This is a genomic window from Ruegeria sp. YTSC004 (genome assembly GCF_059609805.1).
In genome coordinates, this window is sequence record NZ_JBXWMJ010000010.1 from 55748 (window position 1) to 71589 (window position 15842).

Annotated in this window: 14 protein-coding genes; 8 read left to right on the top strand and 6 right to left on the bottom strand. The window is 56.0% G+C overall.

The window, feature by feature from the left end:
• Positions 1 to 69: 69 nt before the first annotated feature.
• Positions 70 to 477, top strand: a complete 408-nt coding sequence (locus AC2FFP_RS17415) for a fluoride efflux transporter FluC (RefSeq protein WP_496769275.1) — start codon at positions 70 to 72, stop codon at positions 475 to 477.
• Positions 474 to 836 carry a fluoride efflux transporter FluC gene (locus tag AC2FFP_RS17420; RefSeq protein WP_496769273.1) on the top strand — a complete coding sequence of 121 codons (363 nt, stop codon included), beginning with the start codon at positions 474 to 476 and terminating at the stop codon, positions 834 to 836. The genes AC2FFP_RS17415 and AC2FFP_RS17420 overlap by 4 nt, the downstream gene beginning before the upstream one ends.
• Here AC2FFP_RS17420 and AC2FFP_RS17425 read toward each other — a convergent pair.
• From AC2FFP_RS17425 to AC2FFP_RS17450, 6 genes are read right to left on the bottom strand one after another with little or no spacing between them, the layout of a single operon-like run.
• Positions 833 to 2356 carry a DHA2 family efflux MFS transporter permease subunit gene (locus AC2FFP_RS17425; RefSeq protein WP_496769271.1) on the bottom strand — a complete coding sequence of 508 codons (1524 nt, stop codon included), beginning with the start codon at positions 2354 to 2356 and terminating at the stop codon, positions 833 to 835. The genes AC2FFP_RS17420 and AC2FFP_RS17425 overlap by 4 nt on opposite strands.
• The gene (locus tag AC2FFP_RS17430) at positions 2353 to 3333 is read right to left on the bottom strand and encodes an HlyD family secretion protein (protein WP_496769269.1); all 981 of its coding nucleotides are present in this window, start codon (positions 3331 to 3333) and stop codon (positions 2353 to 2355) included. The genes AC2FFP_RS17425 and AC2FFP_RS17430 overlap by 4 nt, the downstream gene beginning before the upstream one ends.
• A 33-nt stretch (positions 3334 to 3366) precedes the next feature.
• Positions 3367 to 3693 carry a cytochrome o ubiquinol oxidase subunit IV gene (locus AC2FFP_RS17435; protein WP_113790775.1) on the bottom strand — a complete coding sequence of 109 codons (327 nt, stop codon included), beginning with the start codon at positions 3691 to 3693 and terminating at the stop codon, positions 3367 to 3369.
• Positions 3686 to 4318, bottom strand: a complete 633-nt coding sequence (locus tag AC2FFP_RS17440) for a cytochrome c oxidase subunit 3 (protein ID WP_282152113.1) — start codon at positions 4316 to 4318, stop codon at positions 3686 to 3688. The genes AC2FFP_RS17435 and AC2FFP_RS17440 overlap by 8 nt, the downstream gene beginning before the upstream one ends.
• The gene (locus AC2FFP_RS17445; RefSeq protein ID WP_496881287.1) at positions 4315 to 6405 is read right to left on the bottom strand and encodes a cbb3-type cytochrome c oxidase subunit I; all 2091 of its coding nucleotides are present in this window, start codon (positions 6403 to 6405) and stop codon (positions 4315 to 4317) included. The genes AC2FFP_RS17440 and AC2FFP_RS17445 overlap by 4 nt, the downstream gene beginning before the upstream one ends.
• On the bottom strand, positions 6402 to 7364 hold the full coding sequence (locus AC2FFP_RS17450; RefSeq protein WP_496769265.1) for a ubiquinol oxidase subunit II: 963 nt from the start codon (positions 7362 to 7364) through the stop codon (positions 6402 to 6404). Before AC2FFP_RS17450 ends, AC2FFP_RS17445 begins: the two co-directional genes overlap by 4 nt.
• A gap of 199 nt (positions 7365 to 7563) precedes the next feature.
• On the opposite strand from AC2FFP_RS17450, the gene AC2FFP_RS17455 reads away from it, so the two are divergent.
• The 6 genes from AC2FFP_RS17455 (at position 7564) to galU (ending at position 15760) form a co-directional block, all read left to right on the top strand.
• Positions 7564 to 8787, top strand: coding sequence for a lytic murein transglycosylase (locus AC2FFP_RS17455; protein ID WP_496769263.1), 1224 nt, complete (start codon positions 7564 to 7566; stop codon positions 8785 to 8787).
• Positions 8788 to 9191: 404 nt separating this feature from the next.
• Positions 9192 to 10820, top strand: a complete 1629-nt coding sequence (locus tag AC2FFP_RS17460) for a peptide ABC transporter substrate-binding protein (protein ID WP_496706595.1) — start codon at positions 9192 to 9194, stop codon at positions 10818 to 10820.
• A gap of 65 nt (positions 10821 to 10885) precedes the next feature.
• Complete coding sequence (gene oppB / locus AC2FFP_RS17465; RefSeq protein ID WP_058277210.1) at positions 10886 to 11809, top strand: oligopeptide ABC transporter permease OppB; 924 nt, start codon at positions 10886 to 10888, stop codon at positions 11807 to 11809.
• Positions 11810 to 11819: 10 nt separating this feature from the next.
• Complete coding sequence (locus AC2FFP_RS17470; protein WP_496769260.1) at positions 11820 to 12749, top strand: ABC transporter permease subunit; 930 nt, start codon at positions 11820 to 11822, stop codon at positions 12747 to 12749.
• Between the two features lies 1 nt (position 12750).
• Positions 12751 to 14556, top strand: coding sequence for an ABC transporter ATP-binding protein (locus tag AC2FFP_RS17475; protein WP_496881288.1), 1806 nt, complete (start codon positions 12751 to 12753; stop codon positions 14554 to 14556).
• Positions 14557 to 14866: 310 nt separating this feature from the next.
• Positions 14867 to 15760 carry a UTP--glucose-1-phosphate uridylyltransferase GalU gene (galU, locus tag AC2FFP_RS17480; RefSeq protein ID WP_496725075.1) on the top strand — a complete coding sequence of 298 codons (894 nt, stop codon included), beginning with the start codon at positions 14867 to 14869 and terminating at the stop codon, positions 15758 to 15760.
• Positions 15761 to 15842: the final 82 nt, after the last annotated feature.

The following is a 15842-nucleotide window of genomic DNA, read 5'->3' on the forward strand; positions in this document are numbered from 1 at the left end:
GTCACGGTTGATCCGGGCAACGCCAGCTATTATGCCCGAGGAAACGGGATAGGGGCAGGACGGCAGGCTGTGACACAGAAACGAACGCATGTTCGGACCACGGCATTGATGTTCGGAGCCGTGTTCATTGGCGGCGCAGTTGGGTCGCTACTGCGCGAGTTGTTCTCGGTGAATATACCGGGTGCCGGTTTTCTGACGCAGACCTTTGGCATCAATATCGTGGCCTGTTTCATACTGGGGTGGCTTTATTCGGTGCGAAACCGCGTCCATGCCCATGTTCTGCATCTTGGTGCTGTCGGCTTTTGTGGTGGCCTGTCGACCTTTTCCTCATTTGTTGCGGAATTGGAGCGGTTAGCCTTGTCCAACATCTGGATCGCAGCCTCAGCCGCCGCGTTGGAAATCGTCGCGGGACTGGCAGCAGCCATTCTGGGTGAGGCTATCGGAAGACGCTTTTCTCCACCAAGGGCGACCGAATGAGCGAATTGTTTCTGCACGCGATGTTCGGATTGGGCGGCGGTTTAGGGGCCGTTTTGCGCCACTGGATCGCACTGCGGATTGTTCATGACCTGCCGTTTTCGACCCTGATCGTAAACGTTCTGGGTAGCCTGCTGCTGGGTTTGTGGATCGGATACCTCGGAGGATCAAATGAGATGGGCGAAGAACAAAGACGCCTGGTCTTTGGCTTTTGTGGCGGCTTCACGACTTTTTCCAGTTTTGCCTATCAGTCGCTGGAACTCAGACGCGAACGGACCGTTGCGCTGGCGGCGGGCAATATATTGCTCAGCCTGGGTCTTTGCTGGGCGGCATTGGCATTTGGCTTGTTCGTAATGCGTTAATGTGCAGGCACCGACGTCTGCGTTCCAGGTTTAGGTGCTTTGCAAAAGAACAGCAGCGGAATGGTCGCCAAGGCCAAAAGCCCCAGATTGTTGAAGACGGTTAGATATGAAATCAGTTCAGCCTGCTGCGCGATCTCCTGCCCCAGAATGGCCGCCCCCTGCGCACTGTCTGGCGTCAGGTTCAGTGGCGCAAGATAAGCTTGCGCGGCCGGGTTATAGGGCGTCACATTTTGGCTGAGAACAGCCGTGTTTGTTTGAAGGCCCCGAACGACCCAAGTTCCGACCAAGGAAATTCCAACCGATGAGCCCAGCTGGCGGGTCACATTGAACAGCCCGGATGCCTCATCCTGCCGCGACTTGGAGATGCTTTCAAACGCCAATATCGACATCGGCACAAACACCAGCCCCATTCCCAGACCGCTAACCGCCCCAGGCCAGGCAAGCTCCCAAAATCCAGCATCCATGTTGAGCGCCCCCATCATGAAATTGCTGACAGCCGTCAAAAGCATACCCAGCCCGGCCAGAACACGCGGATCGAAACGCGTGACCAAAACGGCTCCGGTCAGGACCATCGACAGCCCGGCGGCGACCCCTCGCGGGATAAAAAGATGGCCCGATGTGATGACTGGATAGTCCAGCAAGTTCTGAACGAAAGTCGGCAGGATCGCGATACCTCCGAACAGGGAAATGGCAAATCCTGCGATAACCAGATTGCACAGCGCGAAATTGCGATCCGCGAAAAACCGCAAGTCGACAACCGGCTTTTCCGTGGTCAGCACATGGATGATAAACCCAACCGCGCCCAAAACCGACGCGATGAGGGCAACCTGAATGACCCGTGATGACAGCCAGTCCTTGGTCTCTCCCTGATCCAGAACAAATTGCAGGCAGCCTATGCCAATGGCCAGAAGGGCAAGGCCTTTCCAATCGATGCGAACCTCTTCGGTTTCGTCGTCTGGCAACTCTCCGGCCAACAAAAGCAACGCCATCGCGGCTACCGGCAGGTTCACGAAGAACACCATTCGCCACGAGAAGTATTCGGTCAGGATTGCTCCTACCGTGGGACCCAACACCGGGGCCACGACGACTCCCAAACCGAAGACCGCCATCGCCTGCCCACGTTTTTCACGGGGGTAGGCGTCGAACAGAATGGATTGAGACAACGGGATCAGAAAGGCGCCGAACATGCCTTGGGCCAGGCGAAAGGCGACGATGGTCTCAAGGCTCCAGGACAGGCCACACATGACCGACATCGTCGCGAACCCGGTCACAGCGGTCAGGATCAGACGTCGACGGCCGACGCGGCGGGCGACAAAACCAGTCAGTGGCATGACCACAACGGCCGACACAATATAACTGGTCAGTATCCATGTGGCCTGATCGGTTGTTGCGCCGAACGCCGCCTGAATATGGGGCAGCGCGACATTGACGATTGTGCTGTCGAGCACCTCAAGAATAGCGCTGAGGACAACAGCAACCACAATCACCGGATTGATGTGGCCTGCTGCCGGGGATGTCATTTTTGGGCCTGCGGTGTGGTATCCACGGTCACCTTGCTACTGCCGCCCACGCGCAATGGGGCATCCGTGGGATCAAGTTCAACCCGCACCGGAAAGCGCCTCGTCACCTTGACCCAATTGCCGCTGGCATTTTCGGACGGCAGAAGCGAAAACGTATCCCCCGACCCCCGTCCGATTGACGCAACTTTGCCCGTCAGGGTGACGCCCGGCATCATGTCGATCTTTACCGTGACCTGCTGACCCGGACGAATGCGCGGCAGTGATGTCTCTTTGAAATTGGCATCCACCCACCAATCAGACGACTCGACGATCGAAAACTGCGGCGCGTTAGCTGAAACCGACGATCCGGGCCTGAGAGTCAAGTTGGCGATCCACCCATCTGCCGATGCAAAGATCTTGGTCCAATTTTGATTGGCCTGAGCAATTTCCACTTGGGCTTGCGATGACAGTATATCGTCCTGTTTGGCCGCCAAACCACTTTGTAAGGCCAACAGGGCGGATTGGCTTGTGGTAAGTTGCGCCGCGGCGCGCGCAAATTCCGAACTGGTCTGATCCAGTGACGCCTGCGCCAGATCACCATCTGAAAACAGCGCCTTAGCACGTTCCAGATTGCTCTGAGCCGTATTGTAGGCCGACTGCGTGCTGTCGACCACTGCTTGTGCAGCCGCGATCTGCGTACCGTAAGACTGCGCCTGCTGCACCGCGCTGTCGAGGTTGGCCTTGGCCTGATCGACCGAGGCTTTGAATTGCGTATCGTCGATTGTGAACAGCAAGTCCCCGGTTTTGACCGGCTGGTTCTCAATCACAAGCACTTCGGCAACCTGACCGGTGATTTGTGGTGCCACGTATATGATGTTCGCCCCCACATAGGCGTCATCGGTCGAAGGGTATCGTTCCTGATGGCGCCAGTACAACAGCAGCCCGACGGCAATTGCGCCCAAGATGACCACCGCGCCAACGACCTTAAGAGATTTCATGAACCAGCCCCCTTCATTTGGCTTGGCCGAACGTCACATTGGAAACGTGTGCATCCGAACCGCCAGATTACCCATGATCCAAACAGTTCCAAGAATGATGATCAGCAGCACCATCGTGGAAAACAGGATAAGGTCCAGATCTTCGCGGCTGCTGCGACGTCGGTCGATGTGCAGGAAATAAACCAGCTGTACGATCAGCTGAGCCAACCCAAGCAGACTGATTGCAAGGTAAACGCCCTTTGTCTCAATGCCGTAACGATAAGCGATTCCGAAAACTGCAAAGGTCAACAAAAGCGACCCACCATAGCCGATCACATAACGGCGGCGCTCGCGGCGATGCATTTCGCTACGTTTATCCATAAGTCAGCCCTCCGAAATAAACGATCGTGATGATGCCGATCCAGATGAGGTCCAGAAAGTGCCAGAACAACGCCAGCCGCACCACGCGTGACATCAGGAGATCAGTCAGGCCAAAGACCCTTAGCTGAATGCCCAGCACGATCAGCCAAATGCACCCTGCTGTAACGTGCAGGCCGTGAAGGGGTACCAAGCCATAAAACGCGGACAGAAAACCGCTACGCTGAGGGATACCGCCCTTTTCCGCCATCGCCATGAAATCGCGGATCTCCAGAACCAGAAAACTGAGACCAAGAACCAGAGTCACGAAGAACCAGAATATGATCCGCCACCGCGGAAGATTGTATTTGAGCGCAAGCATCGCCAGACCCACGGTAAGGCTGCTGGTCAAAAGGATCAGCGTCTGCGCAAAGATGCTTTTAAGGTCGAACAGCTCGTGCGGCCCGGGTCCGCCTGCCTGTGCGTCGATCATCGTGATGTAGATCGCGAACATCAGCCCGAAATAGACCAGATCGCTCATCAGAAAGACCCAGAACCCAAAGGTGACGACTTCGCTTGCCTTGTCGGCACTTGCGTGCCGCCGTCCAAGGTTCAGGCCGGGATAGCTGTGGGTGGGCGCGCGTTTCATGTCACGGCCTCCAGATCAGAGCGGGCCAATCCGCGATTTTCCGGGGCAGTTTCGTGATCACGGTCAACGGGCGTAGAATTGTGAACCAGATCCAACCAGGCTTCGTGCTGCTTACGCACGTCGTCTGCCGGGATGACCCGCTCTGTTTCGGCCTTAAACGTCCACGCGATAAAGGATGCAAGCATCAAGATTGTCATCAACGCTGCCAACCACCAAATCCACCAGACCAGCGCAAACATCCAAACCCCGCTGAGCACGCAGAGACTGAACCCAATGCCAGTGTTTAACGGAACCGAGATATCCTCATAGGCATCAGGCGACGGATACGCGTTGCCGCGCTCTTTCGCGGCGGCGAAATCGTCTCGATCGGTCACATGGGGGATGATGGCAAAATTGTAGGAGGGAGGCGGGGCCGGGATCGCCCATTCCAACGTGTGCGCATCCCACGGATCACCGACCGGAACGCGTGCGTTTTCCCGATTACGGATACTGACCCACAGTTGCACGACCACCGACAGCAAAGCCGCCAATATGATCAGCGCGCCGACGACGGCGACGATCATGTACGGGTGGAAACTCGGGTCCTCCCAACTGAATGACCTGCGTGGCATTCCCATCAGGCCGACGAAATACAGCGGCAGGAATGTAAGCATGAACCCGACGGTCCACAACGCAACCGAGATACGGCCCCAGAACTCGTTCAGGCGGAACCCGAATGCTTTGGGGAACCAATAGTTGTATCCGGCAAGCAGTCCGAACAGCACGCCTGGCAACAGGACGTTATGGAAGTGGGCGACCAGGAACAGTGTGTTGTGAACCTGATAGTCCACCGTCGGGTTGGCGAGGATCACGCCGGATAGCCCACCTATAACGAACAGCATCAGGAAAGACAGGCCATAGAGCATGGGAACGGAAAACCGGATGCGCCCCCGGAACAGCGTTGCCATCCAGTCATAGACTTTCACGCCGGTCGGGATCGCGATTAGCATTGTGGCGATGCCAAACACGGCATTGATCAGCGCGCTTTGACCCATAGTGAAGAAGTGGTGCAGCCAGACGGTGAACGACAACACCGCAATCGACATGGTGGCGATAACCAGTGAGTTGTAGCCATACAGGCGCTTGGCCGAGAATGTTGCGAAGATCTCAGAGTAGATACCGTAGGCTGGCAGAACCAGCAAATAGACTTCGGGATGACCAAACAGCCAGAACATATTGGCATAGTTCATCATGTTGCCACCAAGGTCGTTGGTGAAAAAATGAAAGTCCAGATACCGGTCTGCTGCAAGCATCAGTGCGGCAACGCCCAGAGGCGGCATGGCAAAGACGATCAGGATTGAGCTGCAGATGATTGTCCAGCAATACATCGGCAGCCGCATGAATTTCATGCCAGGCGCGCGCAGCTTATAGATCGTGACCGCAAAATTGATGCCCGTAAGTGTTGTTCCGATGCCTGAAACGACAATGGCCCAGATCCAGTAGTCCGGACCGACACCAGGGTTGAACGCCGCACCAGTGTACGGCGGGTATGCTGTCCAGCCGCCAGTCGAAAATTCGCCCACCACAAGCGAGACCATCAGCATCATCCCGGCTGAGACGGTCAGCCCAAGGCTGATTTGGTTCATCACGGGGAAAGCCACATCGCGAGCGCCGATCATCAGCGGTATCAGGAAATTCGCAAGACCGAACACAAATGGTACGGCGACGAAGAAGATCATAATGGTCCCGTGAGTACTGAAGAGCTCGGCAAAATGCTCGGCCTCTAGAAACCCGTCGCCCTGCCCTGCCGCCTGCTGCGCACGCATTACCACGCCTTCCAACACACCGCGCGCCAGCATGACGATTGCAAAGACGATGTACATGATGCCGATCTTCTTGTGATCCGAACTGGTCAGCCAATCGCGCCACAATGGTCCCCAAAGACGAAACCACGTTAATGATCCGACGACGACGATGACACCGACGATCACTATCGCAGCGGCCGTGTTGGCGACAATCTCATTTGTGTTGGGATCCTGAATAAGCCCTGTGATCGGAAACGCGTCCCAATCCAGGCGGCCGAAGAAGCCAGAACCATTGGTGGTCATTGCTGCGCCTCCCGTCCGAATTCTACCGTCCCTGGCTGCTGGTCGGCGGTCAGAGCATTGTTGCCGTGATACCGATGCACAATTGAATGAAACAGGTTGCTGTCCTCCAGCGTGAAATACAACGCGTTATCTGGCATTTGCGCGGTTCCCAACGCGGCCTGCACCTCGTCCCGGTCCGTCCGCATGGCTAAAATGCGATAGGTCTCGTCATTCAGCGCAATGCCGTTGCTGCGGACCTTGTCGGCCCATTCGTTGAATTCCTCAGCGGACATGGCGACGGTTTGGAACTTCTGTTTGGTGAACCCGCGCCCGTTATATTGGGTGTTCTCGCCCTGCATTGTTGCAGCCACATCCGACACGACATGCAGTTCTGTCGTCATACCGGGCATTGCATAAATCTGGCCAGCCAAAGCAGGGATCATGAAGGACTGCATCACAGTGTCGGTCGTCAGTGTCATTGCGACCTGCTGTTTGACGGGAATGCCAAGCTCTCCGACGCTGGCGATGCCTAGGTCAGGGTAGATGAACAGCCATTTCCAATCCAATCCGACGACCTGAACGTTCAGCGCAGGCATTTCGCCAAAGCGATCCGAATATGGGTCCAATCGGTGGGTCGACGCGTACAGATAGAAAGACAGCAGCGCGACAATCAGGACCGGCACGCCCCACATAACGAACTCCAACGGACCGGAGAAATCCCACTTGGGCCGGTATGTGGCTCCGCCTTCTTTGCGGCGGCGATACCGAAAAGCAATCAGCGGCACCAGAACAAGAACCGGAATAACCGCCAATAGGATCAGGACAGTTGCCCGGAAAAGGTGCACTTTTTGGACAGCGGCAATCGGACCTTGTGGGTCCATGAAACTGTCACTTGCACCGGCAGCTTGCGCCGTAGCAGAGAGAGCCGCAGCGACAATCACAACTTGCATCGCCTTTGGTGACATTCGGAATAGGGCCACGCCTGATTGTCCTCCTAAAGCAAGCTCTCGCGCCAACTATCGGCAGACAAATGAAATTTCTCAAGGCTTTTTCCCAAATAGGTCGGTGCTCTGCTACCGACCCGGATCAACGGTGGGGATGGGCGCAGACAAAACCTCAGGAAAACCGCTGTTGACTTGCGGCTTTGACCAAGCCAGACCTTAAGCGATGCGATGGATCATGTTCGTCCTGGGTCTTTGGTGCCTGTCCACAAGCGCAACCGCACAAGATCGTGCTGCGGTTGAAAGACAATTCCAGTCTTGGCTGCAAGACACCATCTGGCCGAAGGCCAGGGCCAAGGGTGTTTCCAGGCGCACGATGCAGCAGGCCTTTGACGGTGTGACGCTGAACTGGAAATTGCCCGATCTGGTGCCGCCGGGGCAACCGATCAAAACCCCGAAACGGCAAAAACAGGCTGAATTTGGCTCTCCGAGTCGCTACTTCAAGGCGGGTTCCGTACAGGGTGCGACATCAGTCGGGCGGCAAATGGCCCGGCGACACGCCGCAACCTTGTCGCGCGTCGAGGCCGAAACAGGCGTGCCCGCCCGCATCATTCTGGCCATATGGGGTCGTGAGAGCGGCTATGGGCAAGTTCCCATTCGGCACAACACGTTCCAGGTGTTGGGCACCAAAGGGTTCATGAGTACCCGCGCTGACTATTTTACCAAAGAGCTGATCGCGGCACTGCAAATCGCCGAGGCGGGCGATGCACCACCGGGCACAATGAAAAGCAGTTGGGCGGGCGCTTTGGGTCAACCGCAATTCATGCCCTCCAATTTCCTGACCTATGCGGCCGACGGGAACGCGGACGGGAAGGCCGACATTTGGACCTCAGCCGAAGATACAATTGCTTCTATCGGGAATTATCTGGCGCAGCATAGTTGGAGGACCGGGCGAGATTGGGGGTTCGAGGTCATAGTTCCTGACACCATATCCTGCGCACTGGAAGGCCCTGACCAAGGCAGACCCATTCGGGACTGGGCCGAAATGGGAATTACCCGTGTGTCAGGCAAGCCGTTTCCAAGACATGAATTGGCCGGAGAGGGGTATTTGATGATGCCCGCGGGGCGGAACGGCCCTGCCTTTGTCGTCACACCAAACTTCTATGTCCTCAAGGAATACAACAAAAGCGATCTTTATGCCTTGTTCGTTGGACACGTCGGAGACCGCATTCAATATGGCGTTGGCGATTTCACAGGACGCTGGGGCAAGGTGGGAAATTTGTACCGGTCTGACATAGCGTCCATGCAACGCACACTGGAACAACAAGGACACGACGTGGGCGGGGCAGATGGCCTACCGGGTTTTAAAACCCGCCGCTCGATCGGGCGTTGGCAAGAATCGATCGGCCAGACTCCGACCTGCTTTCCTGATGCGGGAATGAAGGCCAGCCTGAAACAGTAGCGATTCGCCCTGTTCCAGAGCCCCCTCAGCTGTTTGACCCGACGGAAACAACCAAACGAAAATCGGCACCCTTCACGAAAATGTCACGAAGCCTCCGAGTTTCAACATAAAATTTCCACTGCACCCCCGTTTCCATTCACATTCCACCTCTGGTTGCCCAATTTTAAGGCAAAGGCTTTAACCTTTTTTGAAATAATGCCACGTTCGACATCAGTGAAAGGCGACTTTTGCAAACACGTTCCCGACTGCAAACCGAAAGACTGCGACGCGGTGTTCATTGCGATCTGAAAAAGCAAAATTCGAACCAGTCCCGGTCTCTTTCTGGGTCGGACAAACATGGTGGCCCTCAGCCATCCTGAAGGGATGCGCGTGGGTTGCTGAAAAAAAAACGGGAGTTGAAAAACATGAACAAGTATATTCGTACATCTCTTGCGGGGCTATTGACCTCGACCATGATAACCGGTGCTGCATTTGCCGCCGGAACCCATCCGACTACCGGCGAAGCGTTGGCGGATGACCAGACCTTTACCTATCGTATTCTGGACGAACACAGCTCGGTCGATCCTCAAGTTGTTGAGGATGTTTCCGGCGCCGAGATCGTGCGTGACCTGTTCGAAGGCCTGATGAACCAGGACGAAGACGGCAATCTGGTCCCCGGTGTTGCCACCGGTTACACCACCAACGACTCCAAAGACGTTTACACCTTTTCCCTGCGCGACGATGCGAAGTGGTCGAATGGTGATCCGGTAACCGCCAGCGATTTTGTTTTCGCCTGGAAACGTGCCGTCGATCCCGCCCTGTCCTCGCCCTATGCATGGTTCATGGAACTGATGTCGATCGAGAACGCATCTGAAATCATCGCAGGTGACAAGTCGGTTGACGACTTGGGCGTTAAAGCCATCGACGACCACACGCTTGAAGTGACGCTCAGCGCACCGCTGCCGTACTTCCCGCAAATGACCACGCATTCGACCACTTTCCCTGCCCCGCAGAAAGTTATCGAAGAGTTTGGCGACGCCTGGACCAAGCCTGAAAACATCGTATCGAACGGTGCATACGTCCTGACCGAGCATCTGCCGCAGGAACGTTCGGTTCGTGAGCGGAACGAAAACTACTGGGATAACGACAACACGATCATCGAAAAAGTCGTGGCACTGGTCATCAACGACGAAAACGTCGCGCTGACCCGTTACCTGGCAGGTGAGCTGGACCGCACAGAAGTTCCCGCAGGTCAGTTCCCACGCTTGCAAAAAGAGCACCCGGAAGAAGCAATCAGCTTCCCGCGCCTGTGTAACTATTATTACACGTTCAACCTGTCCGATGGTGGCCCCGAAGCCTTCAAGGACCCGAACGTCCGTCAGGCGCTGTCCCTGGCAGTTGATCGTAAGATCATCACTGAGAACATAATGGCAGGTGGGCAGCCGCAGGCTTATACCTTTGCCCCGGCAGCAACCGCTGGCTTTGACGTTCCAGACGTAGAAATGGCGTCCATGTCGCAGGCCGAGCGCGACGAACTGGCCAAGGAACTGCTAGCCGCAGCTGGTTATGGTCCCGACAACCCACTGAGCTTTGAGATGGTTTACAACACCTCGGAAGCGCACAAAAAAGTTGCCGTGGCCCTGAGCCAGATGTGGAAGCAAAAGCTGGGCGTCAATGCCGAGCTGGCCAACATGGAATGGAAGATCTTCCTGGAAGAGCGTGGCAACCAGAACTTCGATATGGCACGCGGAGCATGGTGTGGCGACTATAACGAAGCCTCGACCTTCCTCGATCTGCTACAGTCGGATTCCGGTTATAACGACGGCAAGTACAACAACGCCCGGGTTGATGAACTGCTGTCCGAAGCCAAAACCTCTGACGATGCCGCACCTCTGTACACCGAGGTCGAGCGTATCATCGCGCAAGAGACGCCCGTTATCCCGATCTATCACTATGCTGGCGTCTACATGATGGACAGCGATGTCGGTAACTGGCCGGTCAAAAACGTAGAGCAGAACTGGTATTCCAAGAACCTCTACAAAACCGCCGAATAATCTTCCTTAGACCAAGCTTTGCCCCGGAGTTCTTTCCGGGGCAAAGCCAATAATGGGGGCATGAAATGCTTGCCTATATCGTCCGGCGATTGCTGATCGCCGTCCCAACGATCCTTTTGCTGATCGTTGCAAGTTTCTTTCTGATGCACTTCGCGCCAGGTGGGCCCTTCACCTCGGAACGGCCTCTGCCGCCCGCGGTCCTGGCCAATATCGAGGCGCGGTACGGATTGGACCAGCCGCTGTGGAAACAGCTTTGGGATTATCTGTACAACATCGTCGTGCATTTTGATTTCGGCCCGTCCTTCAAATTCAAGGACAGGGACGTGAACGACATCATCGCGCAGGGTTTCCCGATCTCGCTGACCTACGGTTCGCTGTCCTTTCTGGTGGCAACAACCGTCGGAGTCGCGCTTGGGATTGCCGCTGCGATCAAGCACAACAGCTGGATCGACTACTTCGCTGTTGGTCTGGGCATCGCGGCACAGGCGCTGCCGAACTTCATCATGGGCCCGATCCTGATCCTGACCTTCACTCTGTGGCTCGGATGGCTGCCGGGCGGCGGCTGGAATGGCGGCCAGTGGCCGTATCTGATCATGCCGGTTATCGCGCTTGCCACCTCGTATATGGGATCCATTGCGCGGATCACGCGATCATCGATGCTGGAAGTTCTGAACTCGAACTTCATCCGCACGGCCCGCGCCAAGGGTTTGCCAACCAGAACCGTGATCTGGCGCCATGCGCTGAAACCAACCTTGCTGCCCGTCGTGTCTTATCTGGGTCCGGTTTTCGTCTACGTACTGACGGGTTCGGTCTTTGTGGACATCTATTTTTCGACCGGTGGACTGGGGCAGGCCTATGTGGGGTCCGCGCTATCGCGTGATTACGCGGTGCTGTTGGGTGTCACGATCCTATATGGCGTCCTGACCGTACTCGTAAACCTGCTGACCGACCTGGCCTATGCCTGGTTCGATCCGAAAATCCGTTACTGAGGGGCTGGCAATGCTTGGTAAATCACAAAAAGCCGCCCACCTGGCCGATGACATCACCGATTACACGGTCATTCAGGGGCGTTCACTCTGGCAGGACGCACGGATGCGTTTTGTTCGCAACAAAGCCGCCATGGCGAGCCTGTTCATTCTGGCGATGATCGTGTTGTTCACGATCATTGGCCCCTACTTTGCCGTTTGGAGCAACGAGGAAATCGACTGGAACGTCATGGGCGATGTTCGCGGCATGGGAATGCCGTCCGCAGAGACTGGACATTTCTTCGGCGTCGACGATCTGGGTCGCGATCTATACAGCCGCATCATTCAGGCGACGACGACATCGCTGCTGGTGGGTCTGATCGGTGCCGCAACCGCTCTGATCGTCGGTACATGTTACGGTATTGCCGCAGGGTATATCGGTGGCCGCACCGATGGTGTGATGATGCGCTTCGTCGATATCCTGCTGGCCATTCCGGCAACTCTGGTCATCATCCTGTTGCTGGTTGTCGCGGGTCGATCATTCGTCATGCTGTTCATCGCACTTGGTGCGGTTGGTTGGCTGACGATGGCACGAATTGTCCGGGGGCAAACCCTGACTCTGAAGAACCGAGAGTTTATCGAGGCCGCACGTGCGGCTGGGGTCAGCGAATTCACCATCATGTATCGCCATATCCTGCCCAACCTTCTTGGCGTGGTGATTGTGTATGCTTCGCTTCTGGTGCCTGAAATGATCCTGACCGAAAGTTTCATCTCGTTCCTCGGCCTTGGGATTTCCGAACCCTACACGTCGCTGGGTCGATTGATCGCCGAAGGGGCCGGGACGATGGGCTATGGCACCTTGTGGCAACTGTTGTTCCCGCTGACATTCTACGTCGCAATCATCATCACCATGTTCTTCATTGGTGATGGCCTGCGTGACGCTCTGGACCCGAAGGATCGCTGATATGAGCCTGTTTTCCGTAAAAGACCTGGGCGTCCAGTTCAACACCGCCGATGGCGTGGTCGAGGCCGTCAAAGGCATCAGTTTTGACATCAATCCAGGCGAATGCCTGGGCATCGTGGGCGAAAGTGGGTCCGGCAAAAGCCAGACATTCATGGCCGCGATGGGCCTGTTGCCACCTGCCGGGCAGGCAACCGGTTCCGCCATGCTGAACGGTCAGGAAATTCTGAACCTGCCGGTCAACAAGCTGAACCAGATCCGTGGCGACGATGTCGGCATGATCTTCCAGGACCCGCTGACCGCCCTGACCCCGCACCTGCGGATTGGCCAACAAATGCGCGAAGTTCTGCAGGTTCACGAAGGGCTGCAAGGTTCGGCTGCTCGGGCGCGATGCCTGGAATGGCTGGACCGTGTACGCATCCCCGAGGCCAAACGGCGCCTGGACCAGTATCCCCACGAACTGTCAGGCGGTATGCGCCAGCGCGTGATGATCGCAATGTCCATGCTGTGTAACCCGAAGCTGTTGATTGCGGATGAACCCACAACCGCGCTGGATGTCACCGTTCAGGCAGACATTCTGGACCTGATGGTACGCCTGCAAAGGGACGAAGGAACGGCGATTGCCCTGATCACACATGACATGGGCGTCGTCGCGCGTATGTGCGACCGCGTTCAGGTCATGCGTCTGGGTCAATTCGTCGAAGCCGGTGAGACGCGCGAAATCTTCCGTGCGCCCAAGCATGAGTACACACGAACATTGCTGGAAGCGATGCCGCGTATTGATGCCGGCGATGCGCCTAAAGCTCTTGATAAGGTCGATGACCCTCTGCTGAAAGTTGACGACGTCAAAGTGCACTTTCCAATCCATGTCTCGGGCGGATTGTTCGGGCACAAAGTCCCGCTGAAAGCCGTTGATGGAGTTAGTTTTGACATCCGCAAAGGTGAAACGCTGGGCGTTGTAGGCGAGTCCGGTTGTGGCAAGTCCACGCTGGCGCGCGCTGTTCTGCAGTTGATTGAACCCAGCGCAGGTAATGTCAGCTGGCTGGGCCATCCTATTGTCGGGTTGAGACGGCGCGAACTGAACAAGTACCGCAAGGACTTGCAGATCGTGTTTCAAGACCCTCTGGCCAGCCTCGATCCGCGGATGACCATCTCGGCCTCAATTGCGGAACCGCTGAAGACCTATCGCCCTGACCTGACCGAGCGGGAACGCAAGAAGCTGGTCGCCGAAATGATGGAAAGGGTCGGCCTGAAAGCCAACATGATCAACCGCTATCCGCACGAGCTTTCGGGCGGTCAGAACCAGCGCGTCGGCATTGCGCGGGCGATGATCAACAAACCCAAGCTGATCATCTGTGACGAAGCCGTGTCGGCATTGGACGTGTCAATTCAGGCGCAGATCGTGGAACTATTGCGCGAGTTGCAGCAGGAATTTGGTCTGTCGATGATCTTCATCAGTCATGACCTTTCCGTGGTACGCGCTGTGTCGAACCGGATCATGGTCTTGTATCTGGGCCGGATCGTGGAGTTGGGCGACGGAGAAGTGATCTGCTCCGATCCGATCCACCCATACACGAAATCGCTGATCTCGGCCGTGCCAATTCCGGACCCGGACGTAGAGCGCAGTCGCACACGCCTGAAATTGCCCGGCGAACTGCCCTCACCGATGGATCCGAAAGCCGCGTTGCGTTTCCTGCCCAGTCGTTTGGCGGCTGGTGAGAATGACTATGTTCCGCAACTTAGCGAAGTAAAGCCCAATCATTTTGTGGCCGAGCACGACTCGCTCGAAGCGATCATGGCTAAGGCATAACTTTCCTGCCCCGAAGCAAGTCCTTGCATTCGGGGCAGGTTCTTCCTGGCAATATCAAGGACGCAAAATTGTTTCCTTTTTGAAGCCAATACATGCCGATAAGCGCGCTTTATACTAATTTAGCGCCGCAACCGAGGCTATGATTTGGCCGCCTTGAACAAGGCATTTTGACTTCCCAATTCAACGGTGGCACGATTTCTCCAACTTGGCTGGCTTTGCCTATTTGCGTTGATTGTTCCAACCGCGCGCACTATTAGGTGGCGTCGACAAAGCGCATTCATTCGGACAAGACATTTAGTTGAGAGGTAGTATGGGACGTAAGGTCACAAAGGCAGTTTTTCCGGTAGCGGGTCTTGGCACACGCTTTCTGCCCGCGACAAAGTCGGTACCTAAGGAAATCATGACCCTGGTCGATCGCCCGCTGGTTCAATATGCCATCGACGAAGCCCGGGCCGCCGGGATCACCGAATTTATCTTTGTGACATCCCGCGGAAAATCGGCGCTTGAGGACTATTTTGACCACAATCAAATCCTTGAACAAACGCTTAAGGAAAAGGGCAAAGACGACCTGTTGGAAACGCTGAATGCCACCAACATGGAAAGCGGGGCGATCGCCTATATCCGGCAGCACAAGGCCTTGGGGTTAGGTCACGCTGTTTGGTGCGCGCGCCGCTTGATCGGAGATGAACCATTTGCGGTCATGCTGCCTGACGACGTTATTGCCGCGGAAAAACCGTGTCTGCAGCAGATGATGGAAGCTTATGAAGAAACCGGTGGCAACATGGTTGCCACAATGGAGGTTCCTTCCGAAAAGACAAGCTCTTACGGCGTTCTGGATGTAGGCGATAACATCGGGACAGTTGTCCGCGCGCGCGGCATGGTCGAGAAACCGAAACCCGAGGAAGCACCGTCCAATCTGGCGGTTATCGGCCGTTACATTCTGCGTTCATCGGTGCTGTACAACCTCAACCAGAATAAGCAGGGCAGTGGCGGCGAGATTCAACTGACGGACGCAATCGCCGAAGACATCAGAAACGGTGTCCCGGTCTTCGGGTACAAATTCGATGGGCAGCGGTTTGACTGCGGGTCCAAAGCGGGTTTCCTGCAGGCGACCGTCGCCTTTGCGCTGGCGCGCGATGACCTTCGAGAGGATTTGCAGAAATACCTGCACGACGTTGTCGCCACGGGTCAGGCAGCTCAGTAACCAGGGATGACGGCCTCGAAGACGAGGTAAACGGTATCGTTTAAAGGGCAAACTGCGGGCATTGCAGTTTGCCTTTTTCTTT

What these genes read in the sequence shown, in the direction of transcription:
- AC2FFP_RS17455 (WP_496769263.1), top strand. Translation starts at nt 7,564, where the DNA reads ATGTTCGTCCTGGGTCTTTGGTGCCTGTCCACAAGCGCAACCGCACAA.
- AC2FFP_RS17435 (WP_113790775.1), bottom strand. Translation starts at nt 3,693, where the DNA reads ATGGATAAACGTAGCGAAATGCATCGCCGCGAGCGCCGCCGTTATGTG.
- AC2FFP_RS17445 (WP_496881287.1), bottom strand. Translation starts at nt 6,405, where the DNA reads ATGACCACCAATGGTTCTGGCTTCTTCGGCCGCCTGGATTGGGACGCG.
- AC2FFP_RS17425 (WP_496769271.1), bottom strand. Translation starts at nt 2,356, where the DNA reads ATGACATCCCCGGCAGCAGGCCACATCAATCCGGTGATTGTGGTTGCT.
- AC2FFP_RS17430 (WP_496769269.1), bottom strand. Translation starts at nt 3,333, where the DNA reads ATGAAATCTCTTAAGGTCGTTGGCGCGGTGGTCATCTTGGGCGCAATT.
- AC2FFP_RS17440 (WP_282152113.1), bottom strand. Translation starts at nt 4,318, where the DNA reads ATGAAACGCGCGCCCACCCACAGCTATCCCGGCCTGAACCTTGGACGG.
- AC2FFP_RS17420 (WP_496769273.1), top strand. Translation starts at nt 474, where the DNA reads ATGAGCGAATTGTTTCTGCACGCGATGTTCGGATTGGGCGGCGGTTTA.
- AC2FFP_RS17475 (WP_496881288.1), top strand. Translation starts at nt 12,751, where the DNA reads ATGAGCCTGTTTTCCGTAAAAGACCTGGGCGTCCAGTTCAACACCGCC.
- oppB (WP_058277210.1), top strand. Translation starts at nt 10,886, where the DNA reads ATGCTTGCCTATATCGTCCGGCGATTGCTGATCGCCGTCCCAACGATC.
- AC2FFP_RS17470 (WP_496769260.1), top strand. Translation starts at nt 11,820, where the DNA reads ATGCTTGGTAAATCACAAAAAGCCGCCCACCTGGCCGATGACATCACC.
- AC2FFP_RS17460 (WP_496706595.1), top strand. Translation starts at nt 9,192, where the DNA reads ATGAACAAGTATATTCGTACATCTCTTGCGGGGCTATTGACCTCGACC.
- galU (WP_496725075.1), top strand. Translation starts at nt 14,867, where the DNA reads ATGGGACGTAAGGTCACAAAGGCAGTTTTTCCGGTAGCGGGTCTTGGC.